Here is a 16,275-nt window from a genome sequence, read left to right as displayed (position 1 = left end):
TCATGGCGCAAGGGCGGGACAGAACCGTCGGGTGGGTGCACGAGTAATGGCTCGAACAGGAGATCTCCGGTGCTCAAGTTGGCAACGATCGGCGTCTACGGCTTCGACGGCGATTCCTTCCTGCAACGACTGCAACAGACGAACGTGCGCGTGCTGCTCGACGTACGCCAGCGCCGCGGTGTCCGCGGACCGGACTACGCCTGGGCGAACTCACTCCGGCTGCAGGCGGCTCTCGCCGAGGCCGGGATCGCCTACGAGCACCACCGTGAACTCGCCCCGACCACCGAGTTGCGTCACCTCCAGTACGCCGAGGACGACCGCCAGGGGGTCGGCAAGCGCTCACGCCGAGAGCTCGCCGCCGAGTACACCCGCCGCTACACCGCCGAGATCCTCGACGTAGCCGACCTCGGACCGATCGTGTCGACGCTGCCGAGCAGCGGGACCGCGGCGCTGTTCTGCGTCGAGCGCGACCCCGAGGCCTGCCACCGGTCGCTGGTCTCCCGGCGGCTGGCCGAGGAGCACCACATCACCGTCGAACACCTGCGGCCGTTGTGACGGGTCACCACCTCCCGGGCGGCGCGCCGCGACCCAGGATCGCGGTGTTCGCCGGACCGACGGCGACGATTCTGAACACGCCGGACCTGGTCACGTCGAACAAGGCACGCGTACGCCACGGTCTGCCGCCGCGCCCCACTCACCTCGACGTCCTGCGTCCCCAACGGCTCGCGGCGCCCGCGACGTTGTACATCGAGGCGTTCAGCGCGCACCCGCTGGAACGAGACGCGGCCGGCTTGTACGCCCCTCCGGACGGCTGGCTCGACAAGGACGGCACGTTCCACGACGAGCGGCCTTTCGACGACGCCACGCCGGTGTACGTCGTCGAACTCGATCCCGCCGACGGTCTCTATCCCCTCCCTTACATGGGCAGGCAGGCGGACGGATCAGCCTGGGAGGAGACCTCGACGGCACCGTTCGCACCACCAGGAGCCGCTCGTCAGACGTTCTACCCCGACGCCCGCCGCCTCTACGAGGAGATCGATCGGTTCGGCCTCGGCGACCACGGCACCCCCGTCGAGCTGGGGTCCGTCGCCGACTTCGACTTCTTCCGCGCCGCACCGTCGGGCGGATACACCACGGGTCCCGAATCCGAACGCCTCGGGCAGGACTTCTTCGTCTACTACCCCTACCACCTCCAGAGCGAACCGGGCCTGGCGAACCTCGCCCAGGCGACCAACCAGGTCCAGGCCGTCCTGGCCACGGGAGACTACGCCGGCGTCCAGTGGCTCGAAGGGAGTCCGACCGTCGACGAGACCCTGTACTGGCTCGGACTGATGGTCGACACGACGGTGCCCCTCGTCGGACACGCCGCTCAACGGCGCCACCAGTCCTTGAGCGCGGACGGGGACCGCAACGTGGTGGACGGCGTGAAGTTCATCGCGTCGGGCGTCGCCCTGGACGAGCGGGGCGAGGACCGCGTCGGGGCGTGCCTGATCGTCGACGAACTCGTCTACGCGGCCCGGGACGTGACCAAGGTCGACGCCCGACCGGGGGGCTACGAGGTCACCGGCGGCCATGGGGGAGTGGTGGCCGACCTGGGTGGCTACGGCCCTCCGCAGCTCACCTACCTCCCCGCCCGCAGGCACACCCATCACTCGGAACTCCGCCTCACCGTGCTCCCCGGGCGGGTGGCCGGCGTCGCCGGCACGTTGCGCACGGGTGTGTCCGTGGTCGACGTCGTGACGAAGGACGCCGACGGGCTCGTACCCGCCGCGATGCCGCACGTCTCGATCACCAAGTACAGCCGGTACGCCGCAACGGGGGCCGGCACCGACAGTCCGCGCGTCGCCGACGAAGAGGTCGAGATCCTCGCACGGATCGACGCCAACCTCGCCGGCACACCACTGGCCGGCTTCGTCTGCGAGGGCATGTCACCGTTCGGGATGGCCGACCCGACGAGAAACGCGGCACTGAGCGTCGCCATCTTCGCCGGCATGCCGGTCGTCCGCACGGGCCGCGGCAACACCGGAGGCATGGCGTACCGGACCGACCCGACGTTCATCTCGGGCAACAACCTCACGGCCACCAAGGCGCGCATGCTCCTCATGGCCGCGCTGCTCAAACTCGGTGCCCTGCCTCCGGCCTTGGATCCCTTCCACCCGACCCCTGTCGAGCGCGCGGCCACAGAACAGGCGGTCGCCCGGTACCAGACCCTGTTCGACACCCACTGACCCGCGGCACGCCGCGTCGGCGGCGAGGCCGGCGCGATCCTCCCCCGGGCGTTCGACGCATGAGCCCCCGATGTGCCCACCACGGCATGAGCCCCGATGTCCCCACTTCGAGAACGGAACCCATGGGTACGTACGAGTACGTGGTAGCCGACGTCTTCACCGACGTCCCGCTGGAAGGAAACCCGACCGCGGTCTTCCTGGATTCCTCCGGCCTTTCCCCCGAGCGCATGCAGCGGATCGCGCAGGAGATGCACCTGTCGGAGACCGTCTTCGTCCTCCCCGCCGAAGACGACGGTGATGTGCGGGTCCGCATCTTCACCCCGGTGAACGAGCTGCCGTTCGCCGGACATCCGACCCTCGGTACGGCCGTGGTGCTCGGCGAGTCGGGCTCGGCGAAGGAGCTCCGGATGGAGACCGCCATGGGCACCGTGGCGTTCGAACTCGAACGCGACGGCGACGGCCGGGCCGGCGCGGCCGGCATGTGGCAACCCGTCCCGACGTGGGAACCCTACGACCGCGCGGACGAGTTGCTCACCGGTCTCGATCTGGTGGCCTCCGGCAGCACCCTGCCGGTCGAGGTCTACCGCAACGGGCCGCGGCACGTGTTCGTCGGCCTCGGCAGCGTGGCCGCGCTCTCCGACGTGGAGCCGGACCAGAGGATTCTCGCGCGGCTGCCCGACATGGCCGCCAACTGCTTCGCGGGCGCGGGCACTCGATGGAGACTGCGGATGTTCTCACCCGCCTATGGTGTGGTGGAGGACGCGGCCACCGGCTCGGCCGCCGGCGCGCTCGCGGTACACTTGGCCCGGCATGGTCTGATCCCTTTCGGTGAGTGGATCGAGATCCGCCAGGGGGTGGAGATCGGCCGTCCTTCGACGATGCGCGCCCGGGCCATGGGGACGCCGGAACGGATCGAGTCGGTCCAGGTGGCGGGGTCGGCCGTGGTCGTCGCCCGGGGAACGCTGTACGCGTAGTCGCCGAGAACGTATGAGTGACCAACTCGCAGAGGAAGGGCCGCCGCGCGTGACGGATGAGGGGCTGTTCGCGTTACCGACGTCCGACGACACCCCGCCCGCCGAGCCCGTGCGGGCCAACGCGCCGCTGGCGGTGCGGATGCGGCCGCGTACGCTCGCGGAAGTCGTCGGCCAGGCGCACTTGCTGCGTCCCGGCGCGCCGCTGCGGCGGCTGGCGGAGGGCGGGGAGGCGGCCTCGGTGTTGCTCTACGGCCCTCCCGGCACGGGTAAGACCACGATCGCGCGCTTGCTCGCCACCGTCGCCACCCGGCACTTCATCGCGCTTTCGGCGCTGTCCAGCGGAGTCAAGGAACTGCGCGAGGTGATGAACGACGCGCGCCGTCGCCGCGACCGCCAGAACCGGCAGACCGTGCTGTTCATCGACGAGGTGCACCGCTTCTCCAAGACCCAGCAGGACGCCCTGCTCGGGGCCGTCGAGGACCGGCTCGTGCTGCTGGTCGCCGCCACCACGGAGAACCCGTCGTTCTCGGTGGTGGCGCCGTTGCTCTCACGGCTGTTGGTGCTGCAGCTCCGGTCCCTGAACGAGGACGAGGTCCGCGAGCTGCTGCGGCGGGCGGCGAAGGACGAGCGCGGCCTCGACGGTTCGGTCTCGCTGTCCCCCGAGGCCGAGGACGCCCTGGTACGCCTCGCGGCGGGCGACGCCCGTAGCGCGCTGACCGCGCTGGAGGCGAGTGCCGACGGGGTGACCGACACCGGCCGTACGGTGATCGACGTGCCGGCCGTGGAGCGGGCCGTCGCCGAGACGACCGTGCGCTACGACCGGCAGGGCGACCAGCACTACGACGTCATCAGCGCGTTCATCAAGTCGATCCGCGGCTCGGACCCCGACGCCGCGCTGCACTACCTGGCCCGCATGCTCGTGGCCGGGGAGGATCCGCGGTTCGTCGCACGGCGGTTGGTGGTGCATGCCAGTGAGGACGTCGGGCTGGCCGACCCCACAGCGCTGCAGGCCGCTGTCGCGGCGGCGCAGACGGTCCAGCTGATCGGCATGCCCGAGGCCCGCCTCGCGCTGGCGCAGGCCACCGTGCATCTGGCCATGGCGCCGAAGTCGAACACGGTGATCACCGGAATCGACGAGGCCATGGCCGACGTCCGAGCGGGCGCCGTCGGTGAGATTCCGGCACACCTGCGGTACGGCCGCTACGCGGGCGCCAGGGAGCTGGGCAACGCGATCGGCTACCGGTACCCCCACGCCGCCTCCGACGGAGTCCTGGAGCAGCAGTACCCGCCGGACGACCTCGTGGGGAAGGACTACTACCGTCCCACACAGCACGGCGGGGAGCGCGTCCTGCACGAGCGCCTCACGAAGCTCCGCCGTGCCGTCCGCGGCGAGTAGAGGCAGTGTCGCGATCGCGTGGCCCACGGCCCACGCCCACACCACCTGCACCGGAAATCCCCCGCCGGCCCGCCGCTCGTGCTGATGTGACGGGCACGAGCAGCGGGGGAGACGAGATCACATCACGCGACGGCGGTGCCCTCCAACTCGACCATCTGGCCGGGGATCGCCAGACGTGTCACGCCGAGCATCGTGGTGGTCGGCGCGACCCGGGCGGCGCCCAGCCGTCCCGCCAGCACGCCGTAGTGCTGGAAGAGCAGGTCGACGTCGGTCGTGTAGACGTTGAGCCGCACGAGATTCGAGAGGGACATGCCGGCCTCGGCGAGCACGGCCTCGATGTTGTCGATGCTCAGCGCGAGCTGAGCCGCCATGTCGCCGTCGTGCTCGGGCTTGCCTTCGCTGCTCATCGAGGTCTGCCCCGAGATGTACAGGGTGCGCGAATGCCCGGAGACGACCTCACCCTGGTTGAAGCCCATCTCCACCGACCACGACACCGGGTTGACCGCGTTTCGTTCCATTGCAGCACTCGCTCCATTCGATTCACCGACGGTACGTACGTCCATCGGCTCGGCATCCGCCAAGCTTTGACGTCGTGTGAAGGAGCCTTCCAATAAAACGTGACATCCTTCGTCATGTATTTTTGTTAAAGTTTTCATATGCGCGCCGACCGATTGGTTTCCTTGGTGCTGCTCCTGCGCCAGCGTGGTCGGATGACCGCGGATACGCTGGCCCGTGAGCTGGAGGTGTCCACTCGCACGGTGTTGCGCGACATCGAGGCGTTGTCCGCAGCGGGTGTGCCGGTCTACGCCGAACGCGGCCGGCACGGCGGTTTCGCGTTGTTGCCCGGTTTCCAGACAGCGCTCACCGGACTGAACCACGACGAGGCGCTCGCCCTGCTGGTCGCCGGATCACGGCGCGGCGCGCAGCTGTTCGGCCTCAGCTCGGCGCTCGCCTCGGCCATGCTCAAAGTGGTCGACGCACTGCCCGAGAGCCTTCGCGACACCGCGGCCGGCGCGGCGCAGCGATTACTCATCGACCCGGAGACCGACCTCCTCTCGCGCCGCGTGGCCGCGGACGAGGTGGCCGACACCATAGCGGCCGAGGTCCGGCGCGCGGTGTTCGCCGGACACAAGCTGCGCATCCAGTACGCGGCCGTGGACCAGGCCCCGAAGTGGCGCACGGTGGACCCGATCGGTCTGGTCACCGTACGCGAGCAGGGCTATCTGCTGGCCACGAGGGGCGGCGCGGACCGCACGTACCGGCTGTCCCGGGTGCTGGCGGCCGAGGCGCTCGACGAACCCGCGCAGCGACCGGACACGGTCGACCTGGACCGGGCCTGGCAGGAACGCAACGCGGAGTTCCGGACCGGAGGCGACCAATTCGCCGTACTGGTACGGGTGGACCCGGCACGGCGGGATCATCTGGTGGGCACCGCGCTGGCCGTCCGCGCCGAAGAATCCGACGCGGACGGCTGGCTGCGGCTGAACGTGATCTTCCAGGATGCGCGGCACGCCGAATGGGCCCTGTGGCAGCACGCCACGCACGCGGAAGTCCTGGCCCCGCAGGCGCTGCGTACCTCCCTGCACGACCGCGCCGTCGCGGTCGCCACCCGTTATGGAGCGTCATCCTGAAGCGCTTTCCTGGGAATTGACGCCTTCCGCCGCCCCGGACACCAGGCCCACTTCCTTCACAGACCGCCCGCGCGCTTGACGTCCTCTATCCGAGAAGCGATCGCATCGCTGTTCTTGTCTGCCGTGTTGGCCTTCTTGAATGACGAGGCAAGAGTGGAACCCGCTTGCTTCAAACGGTTCGCACTCAGATGGTCAAGGGCCTTACGGCACTGAAGGGTGGATTCCGCGGCGTCGAGGATCAACCGCTGCCACAGCGCCTGACCACGCGCATCAGGAACGCGGAAGTAGGCGTAGGCGTCAATGGCCGTGCGGCCGAAACGCTCGCAGACAGGACGCAGGCGCAACAGATAGCCGGGCTGCTCCTTGCCCTCGACGAAGGCCCGCTGGATTTCGATGAGCTTGCCGTGCTCCCGGCGGAAGCGGGCCAGAAGCTCCTCCCCTCCGAGATCGTTCCAGGCATCCACTTGCCGCGCTTTGGTCCGAGGAGCGACCACGCGGGCCTTGAGCCGGGTGGACACCTGCTGGGCCTCTTCCTGGGCAGCGCGGACGTCCGCGACCTTCTGCGGCGTCCGGTTCTGCCGGTATGCCGCCTCGGCCGCCGACACAGCCAGCGCCGCGACGCACACCACCGCCACAAGGCCGCGCCGACCGGTGGGCCTGTCCCGTCGCGGCGGAGCCGTTGTGACCGGCCGCGGCCGATGGGACGCACGCGCCCTGCGGACGGCCGACACAGCCGCGGCGACTGCGAAGGAGGCGACGGTGATGGTCATCAGCGCGAAGTCCAGCACGATATGCAGATCGAGCCAGTCCCTGAGCCATGCGGGCCGCCGAACGCAGGACGAGCTGAACACACTCAGCTCGTCGACGCAGCCGTCGAAGAGCAGCAACACCACAACGCCGATCGTGCCCACCAACGTCGCGACCTGCGCCGCGACAAGGGTCATGAGCAGCCGGTACCGTCGGGCACGCGCCGCCGCGATCGCGCCGGCCACCACCGCTGACACGGTCAGGGCGACGTACATCCAGGCGAGGAAAAGCAGCCCCCGAAGACTGGTGCCCTGCGCGGGCGGCCCCGTCAGACCGGTACCGGGATGAGCCACAACGGCCATGACCGCGACCCAGCACCCCACACCACACAACACGCCCGTCAGCAGCACGCCTCGCAGCCGCGGCGGGCTCTGCAAGGCGGGCTCCACCGCACCCTCGATGTCGAGCATGGCGCGGTGCGTCCACGGCCGCGCCGCGGCGGCCGGCCGCGGCACCCAGGCGGCCAACGGCACGACCCACAAAGCAGCAACAGCGGCCGCGGCGAGCGGCAGCGCGTTCGTATTCAGGACCACGGGAAAGACAACACTGATCCCCGACAACATCGTCTCGTGGTCGCCGGCCGGACCGGGATACAACTGCTCCAGCCGCTTCCGCATCCCCTCGGTTTCGTACCACCAGCCGGTCCCGATCACCGCGGCCCTGCCGTGCCACCACCCAAACCACTGTGCCAGCGCCAGCCACCCCGCCGCCAGACTCGCCGCCAGAGCCGGACGAAGCGTCCGCCCCCGCCAGACCGTGACCCACAACCGGGCGACCTGCGCGGTCCACCAGGTGAAGGCAGGCGCGCCGAGCAGGAACAGCAAGAGCAACGCGTTCCGGCTGGGAAAGAGCTGCTCGATCGTGCCATGCCCCATGATCAGCGTGCCGACGCCCACCCCGGTCCCCAGCCACAGCCCTGCCCGCAGACCGGAAGGCGGGCGCCTCCCGGTCAGCACCGCGTGGATCACGGCACGCCAGAGCGTGATACCGACCACCCCGGCGACCGTTCCCGCCGCGGCCAGAGCCGCCACCTGCGACGTCAGCGCACCGATCATCTGCGGGGTGTACGGCTGCAGAGCCAGCGCCAGCTGGGAGTTGATGAGAACGGCAGCGGCCCCGGTCAGAAACATGGGCAGCGCGGGAACCGCGTACACCGGGCCGGGATCGGTCAGCGCGCCCCGGCGCAGCTCCCACCTCGGATGAGAGCGCCACAATTCGGCGAACGAAGCGAGCCTGCGCCGCAGCAAGCCCTCGGGAGCCGGCGACGCGGGCACATGCCAGCCACGGGAGTCCGCACCCCAGCGCACCGCGGCACGATCAGCATGGATCTCGCGACTGCGCAGCACGTCCGAGCGCGCCAGGTACACCAGCGCCACAAGGAAGAGCACCTGCAGAATGCTCCGGGACGGAACCGCCCACAGAGAGCCGCCCGACTCCACCTGGCCGACCAGGTACATGACCACACCCACCAGGTAGGGCGGTGCGACCAGGAAGAGGAACACTCGCCACAGCGCGACTGTCGCGTAGACGAGAGTGATGTCCCCGTTGCGGACATGGGCGAACTCGTGCAACAGCACTGCCCTGAAGCCCGCGGCATCACGGCTCCTGAGAGCGAGCAGCCCTCCGTGCAGGCACAGGACAGGCCGGCCGTTACGGCCGAAGAGCACAGCACCGACGGTCGACGCGGCGGGATCGACCACGACGCGCGGCATCCGCGCCAGCCCGGCCACCGCCACGACCTCCTCCAGCACGGTCTGGATGCCACGGTCGTGATCGATCGACGCCAGCGGGACCACCTTGCCGCGCCGTGCCTTCCATACCGGCAGCCAGAAGAACAGCGCGACGGCCGCGACGGCCAGCAGGGCCAGCCACGAGGCGGGAACCCACCACGGCGGCGGCTGGGCATAACGGAGCTGGCAGTTCGTATACGCCACCGACTGACTGGTGCGCGTGACCAGCAGCTCCAGATCGGACATCTGGTCGAAGTCCACCCCGGCCGCGAGATTGCAGCTGTACGAGTCGGCCTCCGACACCCACCAATACGCCATGTACGTCAGCATCAGAGCGCTGGTCACCAGGACCAGAAGCGCCAGCAGCACGAACCGCACGGTCGTCCCGGCGCCAACCGGCCGGCCTCCCGCGGCAGTCGACGACCCCACCGCGGCCATCACCCGCTACTCCGCCGCCGGGCCGCCGGCTCCGGACGACGCATCGCCACTTCCGCGCCCGTCCGCGGACTCGCCGGACTCGTCCGTCTGCGCCCGCGTTGCGGAGAGCGTCAGCCGGGCCACCACCGAGTCCGCGAGGGCTTCCGCGCGCTCACGCTCAAGGCCGCGCCGCGCAGCCGTCTCCACGATGTGGCGATGCACCTCGGCAAGTTGCTCCGGGGCCAGCGAGGGAACTGTCACCTCGGCACTCCGACGGCGCAGGATCCGGCGCACCAGCGAGCGCGCGCCGACGGTCGCGCTGTCCGCGGCGACGGTCCCGATCTGGCGGGCCGCCTGGTCCACCACCAGCCACACCACCGGCGTGGCCATCACCGCGATCTCACCGAGACCGAAACCGAGCGGCTCGCGGCGGCCGTTGCCTTGCCGCTTCAGCATCCGTACGACAGCCGCGTCATCGAACTGCGCCAGCCCCGCGATCACGGACAACTCCTCCGGAGCAACCTCGGCCACCACGTCGCGCACCACATCGCGCACCCGCACCGTGCCATGAACTGACGCCTCAGAACTCATACCGATTCCCCCCGTAGCCCGAAGTCTCGCCTGCAAACGCTACTGGGAAGAGGCGCACTGCCGCCGGGCTTTGACTGACAGGCGGCTCGCCCTGGCATGACGACAGCATGGTGTCACTCTGGCGAGCCATCAGGCCGAGCGCCCTGGTCCGCCCGTCGGAGGCTGTTGTCCGGCACTCTCACCCGCCGGTGTTGCGGGCCATGGCGGGGCAGGCTGTCACCGGGCGCGTTTGCTCTCGTACAGTCTGTGGTGCCGGTGCTCCGATACGGCCAGACCCAGCGGTTGACCAGGAGAAGAATCATGGACCCCGAAGCCAGTCTCGGCTCTCTTTCGCATGTTCCCGGAACGGGACGGCCGGTGCCCGAAGCCGAGCCCGGACTCGTGCAGCGATGGCGGTCCGGGGGAGGCGAACTGGTCGAGCTGCTGTCCCAGGTGCGCCGGCGGTCCGGCGGCATCGCCGCGTTCCGCCTCGGACCGGCCCCTACCGTTCTCGTCACCGACCCGCAGGCCGTCCAGCACGTACTCGCCCGGCATCCGGAGCGGTACGTCAAGCGCTCCCACCGCGCCCGACTGCTGATCGGTGACGGAGTCCTCGCCGCCACCGGCGCGGCGTGGAAGCGCCAACGCCGCTTGTTACAATCCCAGTTCACCGGCCCCGGCATGCGCCGCTACGAACAGCGGATCACCGAGGCCGCCCGGACCACCGCCGAGCGCTGGGCCCGGTGCGCCCGTACCGGGCAGAGCCTCGATGTCGGGCAGGAGATGCGCCGCTTCGCCCTGGACGCCATCTGGCGCTCTCTCACCGGGAACGCCCTCGATGACGGGACCGAGCGCGAACTGGACGCCGTAGCCGCCGTGGCAGCCGCCCTTCCGACTCTGCCCGCCGATGTCACCGACGCCCAGAACGCCGTCGCCGCCGATCTCGCCCGGATCGACGCGGTCGCCCGGCACGCCATCGAGGCCGCCCGCGACGGGCGGTCGGGGGCCCACGGCCCCGGCCTGCTGCACGTCCTGATCAACGCCTCCACCGAGCAGCCCGAGTACACCGACCGGCTGATCCGCGACGAGCTGGTCACGCTGCTCGCGGCCGGGCACGAGACCACCGCGACCACCCTGACCTGGCTCTACCTGCTCCTCGACCAGCACCCCGCCACCCGCGAACAAGCCCTCGCCGCCGGCGGCGAGGACTCGGCGCAACGCCGCCAGGCCATCCAGGCTCTGGTCCACGAGACGCTCCGGCTCTACCCGTCCGCCTGGATCCTTCCCCGCCACGCCACCGAGGACGACACCCTCGCCGGCTACTCCATCAAAGCGGGCACCGACATTCTCGTCTGCCCGTACCTCACGCACCGCGACCCCGAACTGTGGCCGGATCCGGAGCACTTCGACCCCATGCGCTTCATCCCCCCGGACGGCCGACCTGCCCACCCGGGCTCCTACCTCCCCTTCGGCATGGGTCCCCGAGCCTGCCTCGGTCTGCAATTCGCGCTCCGGGAATCGACCGTCCTCCTCGAACACCTGCTGCCGGCCCACACCCTGACCTTCTGCTCCACCCCCACGAAGGCGGCGTACGGCATCACCGTCCGCCCCGACGGCCCCACGCCCGCGACCTTGGGAGCGCCGCGTGCCTAAGGCCGTCTCCCACATGGTCAGTTGACGGTTGCCAGTCTCCAACTTTCCACTTGATGGTCAGTCAATCTCCCTGGCCCGCCCCGGACAATGACCCGCGACGGGGGCCCACCGTGCCAGGAGAGGCACGCGCGAACATGAGGGTGCAATGGGGTCGGCCCGATCCGGGCCGACCCCCGTCGCTGTGCCGGTCGTGGCACTAGAAGTTGTCGCGGTCGATCCAGACGTGGGAGATGATGCCGACGGGGCAACGCGCGGTCACCGTTCCGGGTCGGTACTGCGCCGGGGACCAGTTGTACGTGCCACTGCAGATCACTCCGAGGCGCCATTTGCTGCCATTGGTGACGCTGCTGCAGCCGCCGGTGGCCACGTGATCTGACTTGGACCAACTGCAGCCTGACACGGCGGCGTAGGCGGGTGCGCTGCCGGTGCCTACCAGCAGTGCGCCACTCATCGCGACGGTCGCCGCCCCGGCGGCCATGACCTTGGCCATTCGTCCAGCCATTCTCTGTTCCTCCTGTGAGTGAAGATCAGCAATTCGAGCCTTGATGCATCTCAGTGCAGTGTTGCCACCGACTGGCAGGGCCTCTGCTTGAGCGATGCACCGGGATGGACATCACTGTGCTCGGCCGGCCTCGGGGAAACCTTGGACAGTCCTTGAATTGGCTGATGGGAGCGCGCCTCCGGGGCCAAGGGCTGTCCCGTAAATGCTCTCTCACTGGTGCGGGCAAGATCTGCTGACGCCCCGGCCGTCGGCGGCCGCGCCCCGGAGGAGTGACACCGCGGGGCGGGTCAGCGGTGCGCGTTCGGTACGGGCCCGGGTTCCGGCGGTGTGCTGACCGGCGGCCTGGTGTGGTGTCGGCCGATCGGAAGCATCAGGGGGCTGCCCGAGACAGGGTCCTCGATGATGTGGCTGTCGAGACCGAACGCGACGCGGACGTTCTCCTCCGTCAGCACCTCGGCCGGGGAACCGGCCGCGTGGAGCCGTCCGTTCGCGAGGGCGATGAGATGGTCCGCGTAGCGGGCGGCGAGGTTGAGATCGTGCAGGACCATGACGATGGTGGTGCCGCGGGTGTGGTTCAGGTCGGTCAACAGGTCGAGCACCTCGATCTGATGGCTGGCGTCGAGGAACGTGGTCGGCTCGTCGAGCAGCAACAGGTCGGTCTGCTGCGCGAGGGCCATCGCGATCCACACGCGCTGGCGCTGGCCCCCGGACAGCTCGTCCATGGACCGGTCGGCGAGCGTCATCGTCCGCGTGGCTTCCAGCGCCGATGCCACGGCGTCGTCGTCCTTCTCGTTCCAGCGGGAGAAGACACCCTGATGCGGATGGCGCCCTCGGCCGACGAGGTCGGCGACGGTGATGCCCTCGGGGGCGACCGGTGACTGCGGCAACAGCCCGAGAGTGCGCGCCAGTTCTTTCGCGGGCAGACGGTGGACTTCTTTGCCGTCCAGGACGACGCGGCCCTCGCGGGGCGCGAGCAGACGGGACATCGAGCGCAGAAGCGTCGACTTTCCACAGGCGTTGGCGCCGACGATCGCCGTGATCCCGTTGGGCGGGACGACGAGGTCGAGGGACTCGATGACGGTGCGGTCGCCGTAGCCGAGGGTGAGGCGCTCGGCCGACAGCGAGTGGGGCGTGGTCACAGCGAGCCTCCGGCCCGGTTGGTACGGATGATCAGATAGACGAGATAGGGCGCGCCGAGAATGCCGGTGACCACGCCGACCGGATAACGGGAGTCGAAGGCGAACTGGCCGGTGAAGTCGGCGCTGAGTACGAGGAGGGAGCCGACGAGTCCGGCGGGTATCAGCGGGGAACCACCCGGCCCGGCGATCCTGGCCGCGATGGGGCCGGAGAGGAACGCCACGAACGCGATGGGCCCGGCCGCCGCCGTCGCGAAGGCGATCAGGCCGACGGCGGCGATGATCACGGTGACGCGAGTGCGTTCGACACGCACCCCGAGGGCGGAGGCGGTGTCGTCGCCGAGCCGCATCGCGGAGAGGCTGCGCGACCGTGACAGCAGTACGGGACAGAGCACGGCCAGGGCCGCGAGGGTGGGGACGGTCTGTTCCCACGTCGTCCCGTTGAGACTGCCGGTCAGCCAGCGCGTCGCCTCTTGGAGGTCCCACTCGGCGGCCTGGGACAGGACGTAGGAGATGACGCTGTCGAGCATCGCGGAGATCCCGATGCCGATCAGAATGAGCCGGGTCCCGACGACTCCGTCCCTGAACGCCAGGGCGTACACCAGCATCGCCACGGCGAGAGCGGCGACGATCGCGAGGGCCGACACCGCGGTCTCACCGAGGGACAGTGTGACGATCGCGATGGCCGCCGCGGCGCTCGCGCCGGAGCTGATGCCGATGATGTCCGGGCTGGCGAGCGGGTTGCGGAGCATGGTCTGGAAGGTGACACCGGCCAGACCGAAGCTGAACCCCGTGGTCACGGCGAGGACCGCCCGCGGCAGCCGCAGCCGCCCGACCGTGAAGGACGCCCCCGGCACCTGCTCGCCGAGGATCACCCGGACCACGTCGCCGGGCGGGTAGAACGTCTGCCCGGCCATCAGGGTCACGGCGAACACGCCGACGACCAGCACGGCCAGCACCAGGACGACGAGGCGTCGCCGGGACACCCGGCGCCTCCGGCCCCGGGCGAGGTCGTCGCGGGTCGCCGGCCGGGTGAGGACATGGGCGCTCACAGGGCACGCACCTTCTGCCGGCGGACGATGTAGATGAAGAACGGGGCGCCGATCAGAGCCGTCACGATCCCCACGTCGATCTCCGCGGGGCGCGCCACAACCCGGCCGACCACATCGGCGGCGGTGAGCAGCGCCGCGCCCAGCAGCACCGAGTACGGCAGCAGCCAGCGGTGGTCCACGCCGACCAGCAGTCGACAGGTGTGCGGAACGACGAGACCGACGAATCCGATCGGCCCGGCCACCGCGGTCGACGCGCCGCACAGCACGACGGCGCCGAGCGCGGCCATGGCCCGTGCCACGGCGACGCGTTCGCCGAGTCCGGCCGCCAGCTCGTCGCCCAGCGCGAGCGAGTTCAGCGCGCGCGCCGACAGCAGGCAGATGGCGAAACCCACGACGAGAAAGGGCAACACCTGCGCGATCCGGTCGAAGGACGCTCCGCCCACGCCGCCGATCTGCCAGAGCCGGAAGCTTCCGGCGATGTCGTTGCGAGGCAGGACGACGGCGCTGACGAGTGAGGCGAACGCGGCCGATGTGGCGGCGCCGGCCAGCGCGAGTTTGAGGGGCGTGGCACCTCCGCGCCCGATCGTCCCGACCGTGTACACGAACACGGCCGAGAGCGCGGCACCTCCCATCGCGACCCAGACATAGCCGGCCGGCGAGGTGAGCCCGAAGAACGCGACCCCCGCGACAACGGCGAGCGACGCCCCCATGTTCACGCCCAGGATGCCCGGGTCGGCCAGCGCGTTGCGGGTCACGCCCTGCATGACGCCGCCGGCCAGGCCGAGCGCCGCACCGATCACGGCCGCGAGCACCGTACGGGGTATCCGCTTGGTGGCCGCCGCCTGCTCCAGGGTCGCGTCCGCGCCCCCGAGCGCCGCCCAGACATCGGACCAGGCGACATCCCGTGAGCCCAGGGCGATGGAAGCCATCATGATCACGGCCAGCGCCGGAATCGCGACCAGGAACCACAGCGTCCGGACGCGCGCCGGACGCCGCACCACGGCGGCGTCCGGCAGGCGTCGGGTGCCGGCCGTCGTCACTTGACCTTGTCCGCGGCCTCCGCGAGCGCCGCGACGTAGTCGTCGAGCACCCACGAGATCGACAGAGGTGTCGGGTTCGCCGCGGTTCCCAGGGGGGAGCTGCCGGGCAGGAGGTACGTCGAGTCGCGCTCGACGGCGGGGATCTTCGACAGCAGGGGGTCCTTCTTGAGCGTCTTGATCAGATCGCCCTTCTCATCGCCGTAGCCGGTGATGATGTCGACGTCGTCGAACACGTCGATCTGTTCGGCGCTCTGCGTCAGGGCGAACTTGTCCGTGCCCTTGGAGGCTTTCGCGATGCTGTCCGGGATCTTCAGCCCGAGGTCCTCGAAGAAGAGCGTCCGTGTGTCGTGTGCCGTGTAGAAGCCGACCTCGCTGACGTCGTTGGGGTCGACATGCGTCATGAACATCGCCGACTTCCCCTTGATCTGGGGGTACTTCGCGACGGTCTTCTCGATGTCCGCCTCAAGATCGGTGATCAGTTTCTCGCCCTCGTCGGCGAGTCCGATCGCCTTGCTGTTCGTCCGGATGATCTCGCGCCACGGCGTCGCCCAGGCGGCGTCCGGATACGCCACCACGGGGGCGATGCCGCTCAGTGTCTCGAAGTCCTGCTTCGTCAGACCCGAGTAGGCGGCCAGGATCACATCCGGCTTCGTGTCGGCCACGGCCTCGAAGTCGATCCCGTCGGTCTCGTTGAACAGCACCGGCGTATCGGCGTGGAGTTCGTCGAGCCGCTTCTCGACCCAGGGCAGGACCCCGTCGCCGTCGTCATCGCCGAAGTTCGCCGCCGCCATGCCGACGGGTACGACGCCGAGCGCCAGCGGCACCTCGTGATTGGCCCAGTTCACCGTGGCGACGCGCTTCGGCTTCGACGGGATGGTCGTCGTGCCGAGGGCGTGCTCGACCGTCAGGGGGAAGGCGCCCGAAGGGCTCTTCTCGGCCCCGTCCTCGGCGGCGGGCGGACCACCGCAGGCCGCGAGTCCCAGCAGGGCGGCCGCCAGGGTGAGCAGGCGCAGGCGATGTGAACGCATCGATTCTTACTCCACTTCCGGATACCAGGGGTGCCGGTCCTCGCACGCCCGGGGCCCGGGATGCCGTCGTGGAGTGGTGCACCGTACGCAAGTCGGTTAGGTAAGGCTTGC

The 16,275-nt window shown here is 69.9% G+C and carries 14 protein-coding genes; 6 read left to right on the top strand and 8 right to left on the bottom strand.

Translation table 11 applies throughout. The features are described from left to right. Positions 1 to 69: 69 nt before the first annotated feature. The 4 genes from ACFRKB_RS09205 to ACFRKB_RS09190 all read left to right on the top strand — a co-directional run bounded on the left by ACFRKB_RS09205 (position 70) and on the right by ACFRKB_RS09190 (position 4,598). Complete coding sequence (locus ACFRKB_RS09205; protein ID WP_383104581.1) at positions 70 to 555, top strand: DUF488 family protein, N3 subclade; 486 nt, start codon at positions 70 to 72, stop codon at positions 553 to 555. Positions 556 to 599: 44 nt separating this feature from the next. After that, positions 600 to 2,228, top strand: a complete 1,629-nt coding sequence (locus tag ACFRKB_RS09200; protein WP_383104580.1) for an asparaginase domain-containing protein — start codon at positions 600 to 602, stop codon at positions 2,226 to 2,228. A 122-nt stretch (positions 2,229 to 2,350) separates the two neighbouring features. Further along, positions 2,351 to 3,202, top strand: a complete 852-nt coding sequence (locus ACFRKB_RS09195; protein ID WP_383104578.1) for a PhzF family phenazine biosynthesis protein — start codon at positions 2,351 to 2,353, stop codon at positions 3,200 to 3,202. Between the two features lie 49 nt (positions 3,203 to 3,251). Continuing rightward, positions 3,252 to 4,598 carry a replication-associated recombination protein A gene (locus ACFRKB_RS09190; protein WP_383104576.1) on the top strand — a complete coding sequence of 449 codons (1,347 nt, stop codon included), beginning with the start codon at positions 3,252 to 3,254 and terminating at the stop codon, positions 4,596 to 4,598. Positions 4,599 to 4,720: 122 nt separating this feature from the next. Here the strand turns inward: ACFRKB_RS09190 and ACFRKB_RS09185 are convergent, their stop codons facing one another. Beyond that, entirely contained in the window at positions 4,721 to 5,116 is a 396-nt protein-coding gene (locus ACFRKB_RS09185; protein ID WP_365973176.1) for a RidA family protein, read from the bottom strand. A gap of 138 nt (positions 5,117 to 5,254) precedes the next feature. On the opposite strand from ACFRKB_RS09185, the gene ACFRKB_RS09180 reads away from it, so the two are divergent. Next, entirely contained in the window at positions 5,255 to 6,229 is a 975-nt protein-coding gene (locus ACFRKB_RS09180; RefSeq protein ID WP_383104574.1) for a helix-turn-helix transcriptional regulator, read from the top strand. Between the two features lie 56 nt (positions 6,230 to 6,285). Here the strand turns inward: ACFRKB_RS09180 and ACFRKB_RS09175 are convergent, their stop codons facing one another. Together ACFRKB_RS09175 and ACFRKB_RS09170 are read right to left on the bottom strand one after the other, a co-directional pair. Beyond that, complete coding sequence (locus ACFRKB_RS09175) at positions 6,286 to 9,135, bottom strand: M48 family metallopeptidase (protein WP_383104573.1); 2,850 nt, start codon at positions 9,133 to 9,135, stop codon at positions 6,286 to 6,288. Positions 9,136 to 9,210: 75 nt separating this feature from the next. Next, complete coding sequence (locus ACFRKB_RS09170) at positions 9,211 to 9,774, bottom strand: hypothetical protein (RefSeq protein ID WP_383104571.1); 564 nt, start codon at positions 9,772 to 9,774, stop codon at positions 9,211 to 9,213. 300 nt (positions 9,775 to 10,074) lie between these two features. Here ACFRKB_RS09170 and ACFRKB_RS09165 point away from each other — a divergent pair, with 300 nt between their 5' ends. After that, on the top strand, positions 10,075 to 11,406 hold the full coding sequence (locus ACFRKB_RS09165) for a cytochrome P450 (protein ID WP_383104569.1): 1,332 nt from the start codon (positions 10,075 to 10,077) through the stop codon (positions 11,404 to 11,406). 196 nt (positions 11,407 to 11,602) lie between these two features. Here ACFRKB_RS09165 and ACFRKB_RS09160 read toward each other — a convergent pair whose 3' ends face one another. From ACFRKB_RS09160 to ACFRKB_RS09140, 5 genes are all read right to left on the bottom strand, one after another. Next, positions 11,603 to 11,908 carry a hypothetical protein gene (locus ACFRKB_RS09160; RefSeq protein ID WP_383104567.1) on the bottom strand — a complete coding sequence of 102 codons (306 nt, stop codon included), beginning with the start codon at positions 11,906 to 11,908 and terminating at the stop codon, positions 11,603 to 11,605. 287 nt (positions 11,909 to 12,195) lie between these two features. Next, positions 12,196 to 13,047 (bottom strand): ABC transporter ATP-binding protein, encoded by an 852-nt coding sequence (locus tag ACFRKB_RS09155; RefSeq protein ID WP_383104565.1) that lies wholly within the window; start codon positions 13,045 to 13,047, stop codon positions 12,196 to 12,198. Further along, complete coding sequence (locus tag ACFRKB_RS09150; protein WP_383104563.1) at positions 13,044 to 14,096, bottom strand: FecCD family ABC transporter permease; 1,053 nt, start codon at positions 14,094 to 14,096, stop codon at positions 13,044 to 13,046. Before ACFRKB_RS09150 ends, ACFRKB_RS09155 begins: the two co-directional genes overlap by 4 nt. Next, positions 14,093 to 15,136 carry a FecCD family ABC transporter permease gene (locus tag ACFRKB_RS09145; RefSeq protein ID WP_383104561.1) on the bottom strand — a complete coding sequence of 348 codons (1,044 nt, stop codon included), beginning with the start codon at positions 15,134 to 15,136 and terminating at the stop codon, positions 14,093 to 14,095. The genes ACFRKB_RS09150 and ACFRKB_RS09145 overlap by 4 nt, the downstream gene beginning before the upstream one ends. Further along, a complete protein-coding gene (locus ACFRKB_RS09140; protein ID WP_383104560.1) occupies positions 15,133 to 16,164 on the bottom strand; it encodes an iron-siderophore ABC transporter substrate-binding protein in 1,032 nt (343 codons plus the stop codon). Before ACFRKB_RS09140 ends, ACFRKB_RS09145 begins: the two co-directional genes overlap by 4 nt. Between the last annotated feature and the right edge of the window lie 111 nt (positions 16,165 to 16,275).

The organism is Streptomyces scopuliridis, from assembly GCF_042790125.1.
Taxonomy (GTDB): Bacteria; Actinomycetota; Actinomycetes; order Streptomycetales; family Streptomycetaceae; genus Streptomyces; species Streptomyces scopuliridis_A.
This window is presented reverse-complemented; position numbering and strand designations above follow the sequence as displayed.